Source organism: Streptomyces malaysiense, assembly GCF_000980885.2.
GTDB lineage: Bacteria > Actinomycetota > Actinomycetes > Streptomycetales > Streptomycetaceae > Streptomyces > Streptomyces malaysiense.
This window is the reverse complement of record NZ_LBDA02000009.1, coordinates 1-17,109: the sequence shown is the minus strand read 5'-3', so window position 1 is coordinate 17,109 and position 17,109 is coordinate 1. Positions and strand designations below refer to the sequence as shown.

Sequence of the window (17,109 nt, the reverse complement as noted above, 5' to 3'; positions counted from 1 at the left end):
GTCGTCGGCACATTTTGGCTACAGGCACCTCCAGGCTGTGGACAAACGGTTCTCCACAGCCTGCAATGAACGCAGGACGTCCACGGCGATGAAGCGGGGGGACATGGCACCTGAACAAATGGCCGAGACGGCGCAGGACGCGCTGCCGCCGGCGGCGCGGCCGCTGGACGCCATCGATCAGGACATCCTGCGCATCCTCCAGGCGGACGGCCGCGCCTCGATACGGTCGGTCGCCGAACGCGTCCATGTCTCGCGGGCCAACGCCTACGCGCGCATCAACCGGCTGGTCGAGGACGGGGTGATCCGGGGTTTCGGCGCCCGCGTGGACCATGAGCGGGCCGGGCACAGCACGTCGGCGTACATCACACTGAAGATCGTCCAGAACACCTGGCGCACGGTCCGCGAGCAGCTGCGCCGGCTGCCCGGTGCCTCGCACATCGCCCTGGTGGGCGGCGACTTCGACGTCCTGCTGCTGGTGCACACGCCCGACAACCGGGCGCTGCGCGAGGTGGTGCTCACCCGGCTCCAGGCGATCCCGGAGGTGCTGAGCACCCGCACGCTGCTGGTGTTCGAGGAGGAGGACCTGGAACCGGACGCCTGATCACGCCCGGTCCCGCCTTCACGGCCGTCCAGGCCGGCTTTCCCGGATGATCACAGATCACCACGGATCATCACGGGAGCGGACCCGGTGCGGTCGGGAGCCGGGCCCTGCCCGCCGCCGGGCGTCACGCCCTGCGCAGTCCGGAGAAGACCAGCTGGACCACCGCGTCGGCCACCTCGCGGCCCGAGGCCCCGCGGGCTTCCGGCCGGTACCACTCCACGATGGAGTTGATCATGCCGAAGACCAGCCGGGTGGCCAGCCGCACCTCCACGTCGGGGCGTACGTCCCCGTCGGCGGCGGCCGCCTTGAGCAGCTCGGCGACCCGGTGGTCGAAGTCGCGGCGGCGCTCCAGCGCCCAGCGCTCGGTGGCCGTGTTGCCGCGCACCCGCAGCAGCAGCGTCACGTAGGGCAACTCGGCTATGAGCACCTCGACCATGCGCCGCACGACGTGCTCCAGGCGCCGCACGGCCTGCCCCTCGCGCGCCGCCGGCTCCTCCAGGATGGCGAAAAGGGCGTCCAGGGCACGGCTGACGGCCCGCTTGAGCAGCTCCTCCTTGCCGCTGACATGGTGGTAGATCGACGACTTGGAGATGCCGGCCGCCCTGGACAGGTGCTCCATGGAGGTGCCGTCGTAGCCGCGCTGGTTGAAGACCTGGACGGCGACGGAGAGCAGCGACTCGGGGGTGTACGTGTCGCGCCGGGGCGTGGTCATGAGGTGCCCTCCCGCTTGTCGTCGGCGTAGGCGTGCCGGTAGAGCGCGAGGGAGGGCGCGTAACGTCCGCCGGGGTCGCGCTCGTGCATCGCGTCCAGGACGTCGTAGGCGAACTCGTCGCCCAGCCTGCGGTCCCATTCGAAGGGGCCGAGCGGGTAGTTGACGCCCAGCCGCATCGCGGTGTCGACGTCCTCCTCGGTGGCGACGCCCTTGGCGACCGCGTCATGGGCGAGGTCGATGATCCGGGCCACCGTGCGCGCCACGATCATGCCGGGGACGTCGCCGATGACGCTGACGTCCTTGCCGAGCGCCTGGAACAGGCCGACGGCCTCGGCGAGGGTCGCCTTCGAGGTGTCCTGGGAGGCGGACAGGGCGATGCGGGTGGCCTTGCGGTAGTCGAGGGCGAGGTCGAAGTAGACGACGTCGCGGAACTCCACCGAGGTCTGGCCGTCCGCGAGGACCAGCTGGCCGCCGCCGGGCAGCTCCAGGTGGCCGTCCTCGTCGCCGTCCTCGGTGCGGACCTGGATGCCCGCCTCGCGGATGAGCGCGAGCAGCTCGGCGGCGGGTCCGAGGTCGCCCTCGGCGAGGACGTAGGCCGGCGGCTGCTCCTTGTCGGCGGTGTGCGGCTCGGGCTTCTCGGCACCCTCCCCGTGGTCGTACCAGCCGTGACCGGCCTTGCGGCCCAGCCGGCCGGACTCCACCAGGCGTCGCTGGGCCAGCGAGGGCGTGAACCGCACGTCCTGGAAGAAGGACTGCCACACCGAGTGCGTCACCGCCTCGTTGACGTCCTGGCCGATCAGGTCGGTGAGTTCGAACGCGCCCATGCGGAAGCCGCCCGACTCGCGCAGGATCGCGTCGATGGTGGCCGGGTCGGCGCCCTGGGCCTCGTAGACGGCGAACGCCTCGGCGTAGAAGGGCCGGGCGATCCGGTTGACGATGAACCCGGGAGTGTCCGCGCAGGCCACCGGGGTCTTGCCCCAGGCTCGGGCGGTCTCGTACGCGCGGGTGGCCGAGGTGACGTCGGTGGCGAAGCCCGAGACGACCTCGACCAGCGGCAGCAGCGGCGCGGGGTTGAAGAAGTGCAGGCCGAGGAAGCGGCCCGGATGGCGCAGGGCGCCGCCGACCGCCGTCACCGAGAGCGAGGAGGTGTTGGTGGCCAGCAGGCAGTCCTCGCCGACGACGTCCTCCAGTTCGCCGAAGAGTCGCTGCTTGACGTCCAGCCGCTCCAGCACGGCCTCCACGACGAGGCCGCAGTCGGCAAGCTCCGCGAGCGCCTGCGCGGGCTCCAGACGGGCACGGGCCGCGTCCCGGGCGGCGGCGTCGAGCCGGCCCTTCTCCACCAGCCGGTCCAGGCGCGCGCCGATCGCCGCGGCCGCCTCCAGGGCCCGCCCGGGTGCGGTGTCGTAGAGCCGCACGGGGTGGCCGGCGACCAGTGCGACCTGGGCGATGCCCTGGCCCATGGTGCCGGTGCCGACGACGGCCACAGGGCTGCTGAGGTCGAGTGCTGTCATGTGCGCGATCCTCCCGCACGGGGTTTTCCACAGATGCGGCGGACCCCCTTGAACCGACCGATCGTTCGGTTACTCTAGCCCTGACCGTCCCATCCCGCTGCTCTTTCCGCCAGGTCCCGAACTCGAAGGCGAGTTCTCCAGACGAGGAGTTGGTCCCGCATGGCCGCCGAACTGACCGCCCCCGAGCTGATCGCGAAGCACCGGCCCACTCTCGACCAGGCCCTGGAAGCGATCCGCACACGCGCGTACTGGTCCCCGCACCCCGAGCACCCCAAGGCCTACGGCGAACACGGCAGCCTGGACGCGGCCGCGGGCAAGGCCGCCTTCGACGCCGTGCTCGGCACCCGCCTCGACCTCGGCCAGGCGGGCACGGACGACTGGGTGGGCGGGGAGACCTCTCCGTACGGCATCGAGCTGGGCGTGAGCTACCCGCACGCGGACCTGGACGTGCTGCTGCCCGCGATGAAGGCCGGGCAGCCGGCCTGGCGGGACGCGGGCGCCGAGGTGCGTGCCGTGGTCTGCCTGGAGATCCTCAAGCGCATCAGCGACCGGACGCACGAGTTCGCGCACGCCGTCATGCACACCAGCGGCCAGGCCTTCCTGATGGCGTTCCAGGCGGGCGGCCCGCACGCCCAGGACCGCGGCCTGGAGGCGGTGGCGTACGCGTACGCGGAGCAGGTCCGCACCCCCGGGACCGCCGAGTGGTCCAAGCCGCAGGGCAAGCGCGACCCGCTGGTGCTCACCAAGAACTTCACGCCCGTGCCGCGCGGCATCGGCCTGGTGATCGGCTGCAACACCTTCCCGACGTGGAACGGCTACCCGGGCCTGTTCGCCTCCCTGGCGACCGGCAACGCGGTCCTGGTCAAGCCGCACCCGCGCGCGGTGCTCCCGCTCGCGCTGACCGTGCGGATCGCCCGTGAGGTGCTCACCGAGGCGGGCTTCGCCGCCGACCTGGTCGCGCTGGCCGCCGAGCGCCCCGGCGAGGGCATCGCCAAGGCCCTCGCGACCCGCCCGGAGATCCGGATCATCGACTACACCGGCTCGACGTCCTTCGGCGACTGGCTGGAGGCCAACGCCCGCCAGGCCCAGGTCTACACGGAGAAGGCCGGCGTCAACACGGTGGTCGTGCACTCCACGGACGACTACAAGGGGATGCTGTCCAACCTGGCGTTCTCGCTGTCCCTGTACAGCGGCCAGATGTGCACCACCCCGCAGAACCTGCTGATCCCGCGCGAGGGCATCCTCACCGACCAGGGCCCGAAGACCTTCGACGAGGTCACCGCCGACCTCGCCCGCGCGGTCGACGGTCTGCTCGGCGACGACGCGCGGGCCAACGCGCTGCTGGGCGCGATCGTCAACCCGGACGTCAAGGCCCGCCTGGAGGCCGCGGCCGGCCTAGGGGAGGTCGCCCTCGCCTCGCGGGAGATCAGCAACCCGGAGTTCCCGGGCGCGGTCGTGCGCACCCCGGTGATCGTCAAGCTGGACGGCGCCAAGCCGGACGCCGAGGCCGCCTACATGAGCGAGTGCTTCGGCCCCGTCTCCTTCGCCGTCGCCCTCGACTCGGTGAGCGACGCATTGGAGCTGCTGCGGCGCACGGTCCGCGAGAAGGGCGCGATGACGGTCGGCGCCTACACCACCGACGGCGAGGTGCAGCGGGCCGTCGAGGAGGTGTGCCTGGAGGAGGCCGCGCAGCTGTCCTTCAACCTCACGGGCGGGGTGTTCGTGAACCAGACGGCCGCCTTCTCCGACTTCCACGGCTCGGGCGGCAATCCGGCGGCGAACGCGGCCCTGTGCGACGGCGCCTTCGTGGCGAACCGCTTCCGGGTGGTCGAGGTGCGCCACCAGGGCTAGCAGACAGGGGCCGTCGGGAGGGAGCGCCGCTTCACCCTCCTGACGGCCGCGTGCCTAGGCGGCCGGTGCGCCCGCGGTGGCGCTCCAGTGGTACAGCGTCATCGCCACGCTGGTGGCGAGGTTGTAGCTGGAGACCTGGGGGCGCATCGGCAGCCGCAGCAGATGCCCGGCACGCGCGCGTACGTCCGCCGAGAGACCGGTGCGCTCCGAACCGAACGCGAGGACGGCGTCGTCGGGCAGCTCGGTGCCCCGGATGTCCTCGCCCTCCGGATCCAGGGCGAACAGCGGACCGGGCGGCAACTCGTCGACGCCGAGGCGCTCCACGGCGGTCGCGAAGTGCAGCCCCGCGCCCCCGCGCACCACCGTGGGATGCCAGGGGTCGAGCGTGCCCGTGGTGACCACGCCGGTCGCACCGAACCCGGCGGCCAGCCGGATCACGGCACCCGCGTTGCCGAGGTTGCGGGGGTTGTCGAGGACCACCACGGGGGCGGTGCGCGGCGTCCTGGCGAGGACCTCCAGATTGGCCTCGCGCGAGGGCCGTACGGCGAGCGCGGCGACCCCCGTCGGATGCGGACGGGCCACGAGCGCGGCGTACGCCTGTTCCGGCACCTCGACGAGCAGCCCCTCCAGGGTCTGGCGTACGTCCCCGGCCAGTTCCTCGGCCAGGGCGAGCGCGGCCCGCCGGTCGGTGGTGACCGCCACCGGCACCTCGGCCCCGAAGCGCAGCGCGTGCTTGAGGGCGTGGAAGCCGTCGAGCAGCACGGCACGGGCGGCGTACTCGCGCCAGCGGAGCAACGGATCGGTCATGCCGTGAACCCTACGTGGGTGGGCGTGCTGTCCTCCGGGGCGCGGGGCGCGGGCACCGCGGCCTCCTCGCCGCCGTCCTTGACGAACCGTCCCCGCGCGCGGGCGGCGAAGACGCCGACCCGGCGCAGGAAGGACGTCGGCAGGAAGACCGCGTCGGCGGTGATCATCGCCAGCGAGAAGAACGGCAGGCCGAGCACGATCGCGATCACGGAGTGCTCCAGCATCAACAGCACCAGCAGCACGTTCTTCACCCGCCGGTCGAGCAGGGTGAACGGGAAGGCGACCTGCACCATGACGGTGCCGTACGCCACGACCATCAGGATGGTGCCGCTGGTGGACATCAGATCGGCGAGACCGGGCCAGGGCGAGAAGTAGTCCAGGTGCAGCGGGTAGTAGACGGCGGTGCCGTCCTGCCAGCGCGAGCCCTGGATCTTGTACCAGCCGGCCGTGGCGTAGATCAGGCACGCCTCGGCCATGATCACCACGAGGGCGCCGTTGTGCAGGACGTCGGCGATCACGTCCAGCAGGATCCGCGGCTCGGCCGAGCGCACCAGGCGCTGGACCAGCCACCACAGCGCGAGACCCACCCACGCCGTCCACAGCAGGGCGGGGATCAGCCAGGAGTTGTCGAAGAGCCGGCCCGCCGCGGTCGCCGTGACCAGTACGGACCCGAGCACCGTCCACAGGACGAGGCCGGTCCAGTCGGTGGGGATCCGCGGTTCGCGAGCCCGGCGCCGCGCGTCGAGGGACCACACCTGCCCGCAGCGCGTGAACACGAGGTAGATGGCCATCAGGTGCAGCACGTTGTCGCCGCCGTCGCCGACGAAGACGGTGCGGTTCTGAAGGGACAGGACGCCCACCATGAACAGCACGGACGCCGTACGGGTGCGCCAGCCGAGCAGCAGCGCGGCACTGGCGAGGATCGCGAACACGTAGAAGCACTCGAACCACAGCTGCCCGCTCGACCACGTGAGGGCCGTGAAGGCGTGATTGTCCGAGGTCAGCTGACGGCCCATGTTCCAGTCCCAGGGACCGTCGGGGCCGTAGAGCTCCTGGCGGTGGGGGAACTCGCGCAGCAGGAAGGACAGCCAGGTACCGGCGAAGCCGATCCGGATCACCGCGCTCTGGTACGGCCCGAGCGCGGCCCCAGTGACACGGGCGAGCCCGCGCGACAAGACCTGAGAGGGCTGGTTCACCGCACACCTCCGGCGGCCTCGGCGGCACTCACCGTCCACCAGGGGAGGGTCCGGTAGACGGGTTTGTCGGGCACCCGCTCACCGCTCCAGGAGGGGGGCTGCACATTGATGGTGCGGGAACGGACCTGGACCCGCTGGATGACGCCGATCCGGCGGGTCGGGTCGGTGCGGTACAGGCGCATCACGGCGATCCGGCGCAGGTACTCCTCGGACAGCGAGCCGCGCATGCCGACGGGGCGGTTGTCCGCGGTGTGCGTCGCGGTGACGAAGTCCCAGGCGCGACGCAGCTCGTTCTGCTGGGTGTGGCTGGGCGCCGGGTTGCCCTTGATGGCGGCGCCGTCCTGGGCGGAGAGGTCGGTCCAGCCGGTGGTGCTCACGCTGCCGTCCTTCATCCGCACGTCGGCACGCACCTGCACGGCGATGTTCTGTTGGAGTGGATTGGGGGCGAACAGCTTCCAGTTCTGTTCGAACTCCGGGAACACCCATGCCTCGACGGCCTTGCCGTGCTCTTTCGACACCGTGTTCTGCGGCGCGAGGCTGAGGAACACCATCAGCAGGTGTACCCCGACGCCGACGCCGATGACGGCGACCGCCAGCGCGGCGACGGCCTGGTAGCGGGGGGAGAGGGCGGCGAGACCTCGGCGGGCAGGGGTGGGGAGCTGGTGGCTCGGGGACTCGTGGCCGGTCGGCTCGTGGCCGGTCGGCCCGCTCAGCTCGTGGCCGCCCTGCCCGGTCGGCTCGTGGCCGTCCGGCTGCTCGCCCACCGGCTCATGGCCCGGTTCCTGGCCCAGCGGTGACCGGCCCGGCTCCCCCTCGGCGGATTCCCCGTCGCTCTCCCCTTTCGGCTCCCCCTCCGGAAGGCGCCCGGGAGTGTCCTCGGAGGTCCTCAGCGGCTCCGGACGCCCCGGGCCCCCAGCGGTCTCCGAGCGCTCAACGGTCTCCGGGGCCCCAGCGGTCTCCGGGCCCGCAACGGACTCCGGGCTCCCAGGAGCCCTCTGATCCCCCGGGACCCCTGGCTTCTCCGGGGGACGCGCCCCGGCCGGCCCGTCCGGGCCACGCGCGGCCCCCGGGTCCTCGTCGTACGCGTCCATTCCGCCCCGTCCCCCAATTCCGGCTCAGTCGTGGGTCGGCCACCGGGCCGGCCCACGGGGGCCGACCCATCCGATACGGCCGCCCGGCCCGGCGCCGCACGGTGCGCGAGCGCCCCGTCGCGGCACATGCACGGAACGGTACTCAGCCGCGGCCACCGAGCGCAGCCCCGGGGGCCGGACCCCGCCGTCCCCGCACGCTTCGTCCACAGTCACCGCCGCCCGGATTCGTCTCGTCCCTGATTCTTCTCGGCCCCGGGATTCCTCTCGGCCCCCGGTTTTCCCTCGGCCCCCGGCTTCCCTCGGCGCCGGATTCCGCTCGTCCACAGGTTCCGCGCGGAGTTTTCCACAGCGGTTGACACTGTCCGGCGGCCCAGCACACCATTGATACGCACGAACCGAACGATCGGTCGGGAGAATCCCGCCGCAGAGCCCGAGGTCAGGGGGATCGCATGGTCACAGCAGCCGCGCAGGGCACAGCCCGCCCGGAGGCGGACGGCGCCCGGAACACCGCCGGGGACGACTCGGAACACCAGCACGCCTTCGACGCGGCGGTGGCCGCCGACGAGCGCATCGAACCGCGCGACTGGATGCCCGACGCCTACCGCGCGACGCTGGTCCGGCAGATCGCCCAGCACGCGCATTCCGAGATCATCGGGATGCAGCCGGAGGCCAACTGGATCACCCGCGCGCCGTCCCTGCGCCGCAAGGCGATCCTGATGGCCAAGGTCCAGGACGAGGCGGGACACGGCCTGTACCTGTACAGCGCGGCGGAAACCCTCGGCACCGGCCGGGACGAACTGCTCGACAAGCTGCACAGCGGCCGCCAGAAGTACTCCTCGATCTTCAACTACCCCACCCTGACCTGGGCCGACGTCGGCGCGATCGGCTGGCTGGTGGACGGCGCCGCGATCACCAACCAGGTGCCGCTGTGCCGCTGCTCCTACGGCCCCTACGCGCGCGCCATGGTGCGGATCTGCAAGGAGGAGTCCTTCCACCAGCGCCAGGGCTACGAACTGCTGCTGGCCCTGAGCCGGGGCACCCCGGAACAGCACGCGATGGCGCAGGACGCGGTGGACCGCTGGTGGTGGCCCTCACTGATGATGTTCGGCCCGCCCGACGACGAGTCCCAGCACTCCGCCCAGTCCATGGCCTGGAAGATCAAGCGCCATTCGAACGACGAGCTGCGCCAGCGCTTCGTCGACATCTGCGTCCCCCAGGCCGAGTCCCTCGGCCTTACCCTCCCCGACCCGGACCTCAAGTGGAACGAGGAGCGGGGGCACCACGACTTCGGCCGGATCGACTGGACGGAGTTCTGGGAGGTCCTCAAGGGCAACGGACCCTGCAACGAACAGCGCCTGACCCAGCGCAGAAGCGCCCACGACGAGGGCGCGTGGGTACGGGAAGCGGCCGCCGCCCACGCGGCCAGGCACAGCGGCGGCACCGAGGCCGCCCGACACCGGACGACGGGAGCGGAGCGAGCATGAGCACCACCGACTGGCCCCTGTGGGAGGTCTTCGTGCGCTCGCGGCGCGGCCTCTCCCACACCCACGCCGGCAGCCTGCACGCGCCCGACGCCGAACTGGCGCTGCGCAATGCCCGCGATCTGTACACCCGCCGCGGCGAGGGCGTCTCCATCTGGGTCGTCCCGGCCACCGCGATCACCGCGTCGTCGCCGGACGAGAAGGACCCCTTCTTCGAGCCGGCCGCCGACAAGCCGTACCGGCACCCGACCTTCTACGAGATCCCGGACGGGGTGAAGCACCTGTGACCGCCGCCGGCCCCGCCACCGTTCCGGTGACCGCCGCGCTCGCGCTCGGCGACGACGCCCTGGTGCTCTCCCACCGCCTGGGGGAGTGGGCCGGGCACGCCCCCGTCCTGGAGGAGGAGGTGGCCCTCGCCAACATCGCCCTCGACCTGCTCGGCCAGGCCCGGGTGCTGCTGTCCCTGGCCGGGGACGAGGACGAGCTGGCCTTCCTCCGCGAGGAGCGCTCCTTCCGCAACCTCCAACTGGTCGAGCAGCCGAACGGCGACTTCGCCCACACCATCGCCCGCCAGCTGTACTTCTCCACCTACCAGCACCTGTTGCACGCCGAACTCGCCGCGGGCGACGGACCGTTCGCACCACTGGCCGCGAAGGCGGTCAAGGAGGTCGCCTACCACCGCGACCACGCCGAACAGTGGACCCTCCGCCTCGGCGACGGCACCGAGACCAGCCATGAGCGGATGCGGCGCGCCTGTGACGCGCTGTGGCGGTTCACCGGTGAGCTGTTCCAGCCCGTGGAGGGACTGGACGTCGACTGGGCGGACCTGGAGTCCCGCTGGGTCGAGTCGGTCACGCGCGTGCTCGGCCGGGCCACCCTGACCGTTCCCGAGGGGCCCCGCACCGGAGCCTGGTCGGCGGGCGCCGGGCGTCAGGGCGTCCACACCGAGTCCTTCGGCCGGATGCTCGCCGAGATGCAGCATCTGCACCGCAGCCATCCGGGGGCGTCATGGTGACCGCCACCGCCCTGGAGGCGGAGCTGCTGGAGCTGGCGGGCTCGGTCCCCGACCCCGAGCTTCCGGTGCTCACGCTCCATGAGCTGGGCGTGGTGCGCGCGCTGCGCCTGCACGGCAGCGGCGCCGCCGAGGTCGATCTGACCCCCACCTACACCGGCTGCCCGGCCATCGAGGCGATGTCCCTCGACATCGAACGGGTCCTGCGGGAGCACGGTCTGCGCGAGGTCTCGGTGCGCACGGTGCTCTCACCCGCCTGGTCGACCGACGACATCACCCCCGAAGGCCGACGAAAACTGCGGGAGTTCGGTATAGCTCCCCCGAGGACGCGCGCGACCTCCGGTCCGATACCGCTGGCCCTCGGCCCGACCCGCACCGACGCCACCGACACCACGGGGGCCATCGGCACCACGGGGGCCGCCGGCACCGTCGAGACCGAGCCGGTCCGCTGCCCGCACTGCGGTTCGGCCGACACCGAGCTGTTGAGCAGGTTCTCCTCCACCGCGTGCAAGGCGCTGCGCCGCTGTCTGTCCTGCCGCGAACCGTTCGACCACTTCAAGGAGTTGTGATGGCGCGCTTCCACCCGCTCCAGGTGGCCGCGGTCGACCGGCTCACCGACGACTCCGTCGCCCTGACCCTCACCGTCCCGGCCGGGCTGCGCGGGGAGTACCGGCACGCCCCCGGTCAGCACCTCGCGCTGCGCCGCCGGGTGGACGGCACGGAGGTGCGGCGGACCTACTCGATCTGCTCCCCCGCCCCCGCCCCGGACAGCGAGGGCCCGAGCAGCCTGCGCGTGGGGGTGCGGCTGGTGGAGGGCGGCGCCTTCTCCAGCTACGCGCTGAAGGAGATCAACGTGGGGGACGAGCTGGAGGTCATGACCCCGGCCGGCCGCTTCACCCTGGAACCGGCGCCGGGGCGGTACGCCGCGATCGTCGGCGGCAGCGGCATCACCCCGGTGCTGTCCATCGTCTCCACCCTGCTGGCGCGGGAGCCGGAGGCCCGGTTCTGCCTGATCCGAGGCGACCGCACGGCCGCGTCCACGATGTTCCTGGAGGAGGTCGCCGACCTGAAGGACCGCTACCCCGAGCGGCTTCAGCTGGTGACCGTGCTCTCCCGGGAGGAGCAGCAGGCGGGGCTGCCGTCCGGCCGGCTCGACCAGGGGCGCCTCACCGAACTGCTGCCCGCGCTGCTGCCGTTGGAGCGGGTGGCCGGATGGTTCCTGTGCGGACCCTACGGGCTGGTGCAGGGTGCCGAGGGGGCGCTGCGCGAGCTGGGCGTGGACCGCGCGCGGATCCACCAGGAGATCTTCCATGTGGACTCGGGTCCGACCACGGCGGGCGCCGTGCCGGGGGCCGCGCACAGCACGGTCACCGCCCGGCTCGACGGACGCGGCGGCACGTGGCCGGTGCGGGAGGGCGAGTCCCTGCTGGAGACCGTGCTGCGCAACCGCCCCGACGCGCCCTACGCCTGCAAGGGCGGTGTCTGCGGCACCTGCCGGGCCTTCCTGGTCTCCGGTGAGGTCCGCATGGACCGCAACTTCGCCCTGGAAGATGAGGAGACGGACGCCGGGTACGTACTGGCCTGCCAGTCCCATCCGCTGACCGAGCAGGTGGAGCTGGACTTCGACCGCTGAGGGAGTGCCGCGGAACGCACCACGGGAGGGAGCCGTCGAGGTTCCCTTCTCCTAGAACCTGTTCTATCTTGACGGATCGTCAGATGACGCGACGCACCGTCGGAGGGACAGGCCGTGGACTTCACCTTCACCGAGGAGCAGCGGGCGGCGGCCGAGGCGGCGCGCGGGGTGTTCGCCGGTGTCGTGCCGGACGCGGTGCCCAGTCCGGCACTGACCCCGGGCGCCGTGGCCGAGGGCCTCGACCGTGAGCTGTGGTCCCGGCTGGCCGGCGCGGATCTGCTGAGCCTGCTGCTCGGCGAGGCGTACGGCGGCGCGGGCCTGGACGCGATCGCCCTGTGCCTGGTGCTGCGGGAGTCGGCGAAGGTGCTCGCGCGGGTGCCGTTGCTGGAGCACAGCGCGGCCGCGGCGGTCGTAGGGGCCTACGGGAGCAAGGAGTCGGGGGAGCGTCTGCTGGAGCGGGCCGGGCGCGGGGAGCTGGTGCTGACCGTCGCCGCGAGCGGACGCAGCGGCCATGAACCCGCAGAACTCGCCGTCACCGCACGGCGGCAGGGCCCGGGGTGGGTGCTGGACGGGGTGCAGACGGCGGTGCCGTGGGCGTACGACGCGGACCTCGTCGTCGTACCGGCGCACGTCGAGGGCACGGCGGCCGGGAGCAGCGTGCTCGCACTGCTGCCCCAGGGGCTGGACGGGGTGACGCTCGTCGAGCAGGTGTCCACCAGCGGGGAGCGGCTGGCCGAACTGCGGCTGGCCGGAGTGCGGCTGGAGGCGGGCGAGGTCATCGAGGCCGAAGGCGCCTGGGAGTGGCTGCACGCGCTGCTCGCCACCGGCACCTGCGCGCTGGCGCTCGGGCTGGGTGAACGGGTGCTGGAGATGACCGGCGAATACACCGGCAGGCGCGAGCAGTTCGGGCATCCGATCGCGACCTTCCAGGCGGTGGCCGTGCAGGCCGCCGACCGGTACATCGATCTGCGGGCCATGGCGGCCACCCTGTGGCAGGCCGCGTGGCGGATCGCCTCCGGGGCGCCGGGCGCGCTGCCCGCCGCCGGGGATGTCGCGGTGGCGAAGATCTGGGCGGCGGAGGGCGTGCGTCGGGTGGTGCAGACGGCGCAGCATCTGCACGGCGGCTTCGGCGCGGACACCGACTACCCCCTGCACCGCTACCACGCCTGGGCCAAGCACCTGGAACTGGCGCTCGGCCCGGCGGCGGCGTACGAGGAGAGGCTCGGCGACCTGCTGGCGGCGCACCCGCTCGGCTGAGCGCGGGCGGCCGGAGGGGTCGCTAGATCACGTGGCCCGGCCGGCCGTCGCCGGTGGTCACCGGGCGGCCCGCGGCGGCCCAGGACTGCATGCCGCCGTCGACGTTCACCGCGTCGACGCCCTGCTGCACCAGATACATGGTGACCTGGGCGGACCGGCCGCCGGAACGGCAGATCACATGGACGCGGCCGTCCTGCGGGGCGGCCTCGGTCAGCTCGCCGTAACGGGCCGCGAACTCACTGGTCGGGATGTGCAGCGCTCCCTCGGCGTGGCCCGCCTGCCACTCGTCGTCCTCGCGGACGTCCAGCAGGAAGTCGTCGTCCTTGAGGTCCGAGACACCGACGGTGGGCACACCAGCTCCGAAATTCATGGTTCCGACGCTACCCGACGGCGGGCCCGGTTCAATCCCGCGCCAGCAGGGCCGCGAGTTCCTCCTCACGCCGGGTGATGTCGGCGCGGAGCTTGCCGGCGATCTCTTCCAGCAGCGCGTCCGGGTCGTCGGGGGCGAGGCGGAGCATGCCGGCGATGGCGCCGTCCTCCAGTTCGCGGGCGACCAGGTTGAGCAGTTCCTTGCGCTGGGAGAGCCATTCGAGACGGGCGTACAGCTCCTCGGCGGGGCTCGGGCGCCGCTCGGGCGGCACCGGTCCCGCGGCCCATTCCTCGGCCAGTTCCGTCAGCAGGGCCTCGTCACCGCGGGCGTAGGCGGCGTTGACGCGAGTGAGGAACTCCTCGCGCCGGGTGCGCTCGTCCTCCTCCTGTGCCAGGTCGGGGTGGGCCTTGCGGGCGAGGTCGCGGTAGAGCTTGCGGGCCTCCTCGCTGGGCCGTACCCGCTCCGGGGGGCGCACCGCCTGGTCGGTGAGCATGGCGGCGGCCTCGGGATGGAGGCCGTGGCCGTCCATCCAGCCGTGCATCAGCTCCTCGACGCCGGGGATCGGCAGGACGTTGGCGCGGGCCTCCTCGGCGCGGCGCACGTCCTCCGGGTCTCCGGTGCGGGCGGCCGTCGCCTCGGCGATCTCGGCGTCCAGCTCCTCCAGGCGCAGGTAGAGCGGGCCGAGCCGCTGTTCGTGCAGCCGGGAGAAGTTCTCGACCTCGACGCGGAAGGTCTCCACGGCGATCTCGTACTCGATCAACGCCTGCTCGGCGGCCCGTACGGCCTGTTCGAGCCGCGCCTCGGGGCGGGGGGCGTGGGGCTGTTCGGCTTCCGGGGTGGTCACCCGCCCCAGCGTAGTCGCTGTGCCCGGCTCGGCACGGGGGCGGAGGGCGGGACCGATCGGTACCGATCGTCGTGGGGCGTGGGGGTTCACCGGCGGGTGCGGGTACGCGGTGGCCGGTCGCGCGGTTCCTCGCGCCCCACGGGGGGCCTCCTGGGGGGCGCCTCCCAGGAGGCCCCCCGTCCCGAAGAACCTCCCGCTTACACGCCCGGCTCCGCCGGTATGCGACCCGTGCGTATCGCCGTGACCAGGGCGGCGTGGTCGGACTCCGTGAGGTCCGCGTAGGCCAGGGCGAAGGCGGCGACGGCGTTGTCCAGGCTCTCGTTCCTGCCGCAGTAGCCGGCGATCAGGCGGGGGTCGGCGCTGTGGGAGTGGGCGCGGGCCAGGAGGGCGCCGGTCATGCGGGCGTAGTCGTCGACCTGGTCGGCGGCGAGGGCGGCGGGGTCGACGCTGCCCTTGCGGTTGCGGAACTGCCGTACCTGGAAAGGCCGCCCGTCGACCGTGGTCCAGCCCAGCAGGGTGTCACTGACCACCTGCATCCGCTGCTGCCCGAGCACGACCCGGCGGCCCTCGTGCGCCACCGGCGGGTTCCCGAAGCCGGCGGCGGCCAGGTGCGGGAGCAGCGCGGAGGGGCGGGCCTCCTTCACCTGGAGGACCAGTGGATGCCCGCGGTGGTCGAGGAGCAGGACCACGTACGAGCGGGTGCCGACGCTACCGGTGCCGACCACGCGGAAGGCCACGTCGTGCACCGAGTGCCGGGCGAGCAGGGGACGGCGGTCCTCGGAGAGGGTCGTGAGGTACTCCTGCAGGGACACGGCGACCGCGGCTGCCTCGCCGTCCGGTATCCGGCGCAGCACGGGCGAGGCGTCGACGAAGCTCCGCCCGCCGTCCGGATGCGGCTCGGTCGACTTCGCCGCGAACCGGCCGCTGGTGTTGACCCTCGCCTTCTCCGAGACCCGTCGCAGGGTGCCGAGCAGGTCGTGGGCGTCGGCGTGGGAGACCAACTCCTCGTCCGCGATGGCGTTCCACGCGTCCAGCGCCGGGAGCTTCGCCAGCAGCCGCATGGTGCGGCGGTAGGCGCCGGCCGCGTCCCGCGCCGCGGCACGGCAGGTGTCCTCGTCGGCGCCGGCCTCGCGGCCGGCCAGCACCAGCGAGGTGGCGAGCCGCTTCAGGTCCCACTCCCAGGGGCCGTGCACGGTCTCGTCGAAGTCGTTGAGGTCGATGACGAGGCCACCGCGGGCGTCGCCGTACAGCCCGAAGTTGGCGGCGTGGGCGTCGCCGCAGAGCTGCGCGCCTATTCCGGTCACGGGGGTGCGCGCCAGGTCGTACGCCATGAGTCCGGCGGAGCCCCGCAGGAAGGCGAAGGGGGTGGCCGCCATCCGGCCCACGCGGATCGGGGTCAGTTCGGGTATCCGGCCGGCGTTGGACTGGACGACGGCGCTCACCGCGTCCGGGCGGGCGGTGTCCGGTTCGAGGAAGCCGTGGTCGCGGCGCGGCACGCCCGTCCGCAGGGCCTTGCCCTCCTCCTTCGGGGAACCCCGCCGGGGCCACTCGGCGAACCCGCGCACCCGGGGCAGCCTGCGCGCCCCGCCCTCGGGCCGCTCCCCCCGCTCCCGCTGCTCACCCATCACGCCCGCACCGCTCCCGGCCACCGCGACCGCCTCCCCCGTCGTACGCGTCGAGACGAACATCGACTCGGCAAGACCGTACAACCGCCTCGGGAAACCGCGTCAGCCCTGTGGACAACCCGGCGGCTGTGGAAAGCCCGCTCGCCGGCCCACACCCCGACACCGGCGAGTCCGGCTCCCCGGCCGCCGGCTCACCGCTCGGACGTGGCGTCCCCCGCCTCCCCGCCCAGGTTCTCCGCGAGCCGGAACAAGGCGGGCAGGGCGTTCCCGATGGCCTCGCGGGCGTCGTCGTCCAGCGCGCCGAGCGCGGCGTCGATGCGGCGTTCGTGCGCCGTGGTCCAGGCCGCGAGCTTCTCGCGGCCCGCGTCGGTGAGGGTGACGACGGAGGCCCGGCGGTCGGCGGCGTCGACGTCCCTCGCGACCAGTCCCGCACTGATCATCTGACCGATCAGCCCGCTGACCGTGCTCGGTGCCAGGCGCCGGCGCGCGGCGAGATCGCTGATCCGCGCGGGAGAGTGCTCGCCGAGCACCTGGAGCAGCTCGACCTGCGCCATGGGGAGCGTCTCCCACGGATAGTCGGTACGGATCGAGGAGCGCAGCGCGCGGCGCAGCCGGGTGACGGCCTCGGTCAGCAGACGGGCCTCGGGCGCCTGACCGCCGGGGGCGGACTCTGCCCACCCGGCGGAACCGGGCGCGGAGACGTCGGGGCGTGGCTGCGCGGACATGCGGAAAGCGTAGCCGGGCGGCATCCGGAAAAGGCCGGGCCGTCCAGGGGTCGGACAGCTCCCGGAGCCGGGCTCGGCCACCCCGGGGAGCCTCCCACGAGAGGCCCCGAAGGCCCCGGGATCCGGCCCCGCAGCGCCCCGGCCCCTTCCGCGAACCTCCGCGTACGGCCCCCCGCGAGCCGCGAGCCCTCACCCCCCGCCGCCCCCTCCGCCCCCTCTCACGCCCCCTCCTGAGCCCCTTCCCGCGCTCCTCCCCTCGGCCCGAACCAAGCCGCCGCCACCGCGACGACCGAGGCCGCCATCAGCACCACCGCGGCCGCCCCGCTCCCGCTCCGGCCGACGCCCCCGCCGCCGCCCACCTGCAAGGCGAGCGTGACCAGCGCGACGCCGAGC

17 protein-coding genes are annotated in these 17,109 nt (G+C 73.0%); 8 read left to right on the top strand and 9 right to left on the bottom strand.

Going from position 1 to position 17,109, the window contains the following annotated elements:
• The first annotated feature begins 103 nt into the window (after positions 1–103).
• A complete protein-coding gene (locus tag VT52_RS05145; RefSeq protein ID WP_206306435.1) occupies positions 104–601 on the top strand; it encodes an Lrp/AsnC family transcriptional regulator in 498 nt (165 codons plus the stop codon).
• Positions 602–725: 124 nt separating this feature from the next.
• On the opposite strand, the gene VT52_RS05140 is transcribed toward VT52_RS05145, so the two are convergent.
• Both VT52_RS05140 and VT52_RS05135 read right to left on the bottom strand, forming a co-directional pair.
• A complete protein-coding gene (locus VT52_RS05140) occupies positions 726–1,313 on the bottom strand; it encodes a TetR/AcrR family transcriptional regulator (RefSeq protein ID WP_046418311.1) in 588 nt (195 codons plus the stop codon).
• Complete coding sequence (locus VT52_RS05135) at positions 1,310–2,824, bottom strand: 3-hydroxyacyl-CoA dehydrogenase (RefSeq protein ID WP_046418308.1); 1,515 nt, start codon at positions 2,822–2,824, stop codon at positions 1,310–1,312. The genes VT52_RS05140 and VT52_RS05135 overlap by 4 nt, the downstream gene beginning before the upstream one ends.
• Positions 2,825–2,983: 159 nt before the next feature.
• Here VT52_RS05135 and paaN point away from each other — a divergent pair, with 159 nt between their 5' ends.
• Positions 2,984–4,675, top strand: coding sequence for a phenylacetic acid degradation protein PaaN (gene paaN, locus VT52_RS05130; protein WP_046418306.1), 1,692 nt, complete (start codon positions 2,984–2,986; stop codon positions 4,673–4,675).
• A gap of 54 nt (positions 4,676–4,729) precedes the next feature.
• Here the strand turns inward: paaN and VT52_RS05125 are convergent, their stop codons facing one another.
• Genes VT52_RS05125 through VT52_RS05115 form a run of 3 tightly spaced genes read right to left on the bottom strand, consistent with a single transcriptional unit; the run spans position 4,730 to position 7,442 of the window.
• Positions 4,730–5,482: a TrmH family RNA methyltransferase gene (locus VT52_RS05125; RefSeq protein WP_046418304.1), complete on the bottom strand. Its 753-nt coding sequence runs from the start codon at positions 5,480–5,482 to the stop codon at positions 4,730–4,732.
• The gene (locus tag VT52_RS05120; protein WP_046418302.1) at positions 5,479–6,678 is read right to left on the bottom strand and encodes an HTTM domain-containing protein; all 1,200 of its coding nucleotides are present in this window, start codon (positions 6,676–6,678) and stop codon (positions 5,479–5,481) included. Before VT52_RS05120 ends, VT52_RS05125 begins: the two co-directional genes overlap by 4 nt.
• Complete coding sequence (locus VT52_RS05115; RefSeq protein WP_420856259.1) at positions 6,675–7,442, bottom strand: DUF5819 family protein; 768 nt, start codon at positions 7,440–7,442, stop codon at positions 6,675–6,677. The genes VT52_RS05120 and VT52_RS05115 overlap by 4 nt, the downstream gene beginning before the upstream one ends.
• Before the next feature lie 776 nt (positions 7,443–8,218).
• Between VT52_RS05115 and paaA the strand changes: the two genes are divergently transcribed.
• The 6 genes from paaA to VT52_RS05085 all read left to right on the top strand — a co-directional run bounded on the left by paaA (position 8,219) and on the right by VT52_RS05085 (position 13,152).
• The gene (paaA, locus tag VT52_RS05110; RefSeq protein WP_046418299.1) at positions 8,219–9,253 is read left to right on the top strand and encodes a 1,2-phenylacetyl-CoA epoxidase subunit PaaA; all 1,035 of its coding nucleotides are present in this window, start codon (positions 8,219–8,221) and stop codon (positions 9,251–9,253) included.
• On the top strand, positions 9,250–9,537 hold the full coding sequence (gene paaB / locus VT52_RS05105; protein ID WP_046418297.1) for a 1,2-phenylacetyl-CoA epoxidase subunit PaaB: 288 nt from the start codon (positions 9,250–9,252) through the stop codon (positions 9,535–9,537). The genes paaA and paaB overlap by 4 nt, the downstream gene beginning before the upstream one ends.
• 26 nt (positions 9,538–9,563) lie before the next feature.
• Positions 9,564–10,265, top strand: a complete 702-nt coding sequence (gene paaC, locus VT52_RS05100) for a 1,2-phenylacetyl-CoA epoxidase subunit PaaC (protein WP_046418362.1) — start codon at positions 9,564–9,566, stop codon at positions 10,263–10,265.
• The gene (gene paaD / locus VT52_RS05095; protein ID WP_046418296.1) at positions 10,259–10,831 is read left to right on the top strand and encodes a 1,2-phenylacetyl-CoA epoxidase subunit PaaD; all 573 of its coding nucleotides are present in this window, start codon (positions 10,259–10,261) and stop codon (positions 10,829–10,831) included. Before paaC ends, paaD begins: the two co-directional genes overlap by 7 nt.
• Entirely contained in the window at positions 10,831–11,895 is a 1,065-nt protein-coding gene (locus tag VT52_RS05090; RefSeq protein WP_046418294.1) for a 2Fe-2S iron-sulfur cluster-binding protein, read from the top strand. Before paaD ends, VT52_RS05090 begins: the two co-directional genes overlap by 1 nt.
• A gap of 114 nt (positions 11,896–12,009) precedes the next feature.
• Positions 12,010–13,152 (top strand): acyl-CoA dehydrogenase family protein, encoded by a 1,143-nt coding sequence (locus VT52_RS05085; RefSeq protein ID WP_046418293.1) that lies wholly within the window; start codon positions 12,010–12,012, stop codon positions 13,150–13,152.
• Positions 13,153–13,174: 22 nt separating this feature from the next.
• Here the strand turns inward: VT52_RS05085 and VT52_RS05080 are convergent, their stop codons facing one another.
• From VT52_RS05080 to VT52_RS05065, 4 genes are all read right to left on the bottom strand, one after another.
• Positions 13,175–13,504: a rhodanese-like domain-containing protein gene (locus tag VT52_RS05080; protein WP_046418291.1), complete on the bottom strand. Its 330-nt coding sequence runs from the start codon at positions 13,502–13,504 to the stop codon at positions 13,175–13,177.
• A gap of 49 nt (positions 13,505–13,553) precedes the next feature.
• The gene (locus VT52_RS05075; protein ID WP_046418289.1) at positions 13,554–14,366 is read right to left on the bottom strand and encodes a hypothetical protein; all 813 of its coding nucleotides are present in this window, start codon (positions 14,364–14,366) and stop codon (positions 13,554–13,556) included.
• 197 nt (positions 14,367–14,563) lie between these two features.
• Positions 14,564–15,991 carry a DUF2252 domain-containing protein gene (locus tag VT52_RS05070; protein WP_046418361.1) on the bottom strand — a complete coding sequence of 476 codons (1,428 nt, stop codon included), beginning with the start codon at positions 15,989–15,991 and terminating at the stop codon, positions 14,564–14,566.
• Between the two features lie 191 nt (positions 15,992–16,182).
• A complete protein-coding gene (locus tag VT52_RS05065; RefSeq protein ID WP_046418360.1) occupies positions 16,183–16,716 on the bottom strand; it encodes a MarR family winged helix-turn-helix transcriptional regulator in 534 nt (177 codons plus the stop codon).
• Between the last annotated feature and the right edge of the window lie 393 nt (positions 16,717–17,109).

Coding starts and splice junctions, on each gene's coding strand:
- VT52_RS05145 (WP_206306435.1), top strand. CDS start 104: ATGGCACCTGAACAAATGGCCGAGACGGCGCAGGACGCGCTGCCGCCG.
- VT52_RS05140 (WP_046418311.1), bottom strand. CDS start 1,313: ATGACCACGCCCCGGCGCGACACGTACACCCCCGAGTCGCTGCTCTCC.
- VT52_RS05135 (WP_046418308.1), bottom strand. CDS start 2,824: ATGACAGCACTCGACCTCAGCAGCCCTGTGGCCGTCGTCGGCACCGGC.
- paaN (WP_046418306.1), top strand. CDS start 2,984: ATGGCCGCCGAACTGACCGCCCCCGAGCTGATCGCGAAGCACCGGCCC.
- VT52_RS05125 (WP_046418304.1), bottom strand. CDS start 5,482: ATGACCGATCCGTTGCTCCGCTGGCGCGAGTACGCCGCCCGTGCCGTG.
- paaA (WP_046418299.1), top strand. CDS start 8,219: ATGGTCACAGCAGCCGCGCAGGGCACAGCCCGCCCGGAGGCGGACGGC.
- paaB (WP_046418297.1), top strand. CDS start 9,250: ATGAGCACCACCGACTGGCCCCTGTGGGAGGTCTTCGTGCGCTCGCGG.
- paaD (WP_046418296.1), top strand. CDS start 10,259: ATGGTGACCGCCACCGCCCTGGAGGCGGAGCTGCTGGAGCTGGCGGGC.
- VT52_RS05090 (WP_046418294.1), top strand. CDS start 10,831: ATGGCGCGCTTCCACCCGCTCCAGGTGGCCGCGGTCGACCGGCTCACC.
- VT52_RS05070 (WP_046418361.1), bottom strand. CDS start 15,991: ATGGGTGAGCAGCGGGAGCGGGGGGAGCGGCCCGAGGGCGGGGCGCGC.
- VT52_RS05065 (WP_046418360.1), bottom strand. CDS start 16,716: ATGTCCGCGCAGCCACGCCCCGACGTCTCCGCGCCCGGTTCCGCCGGG.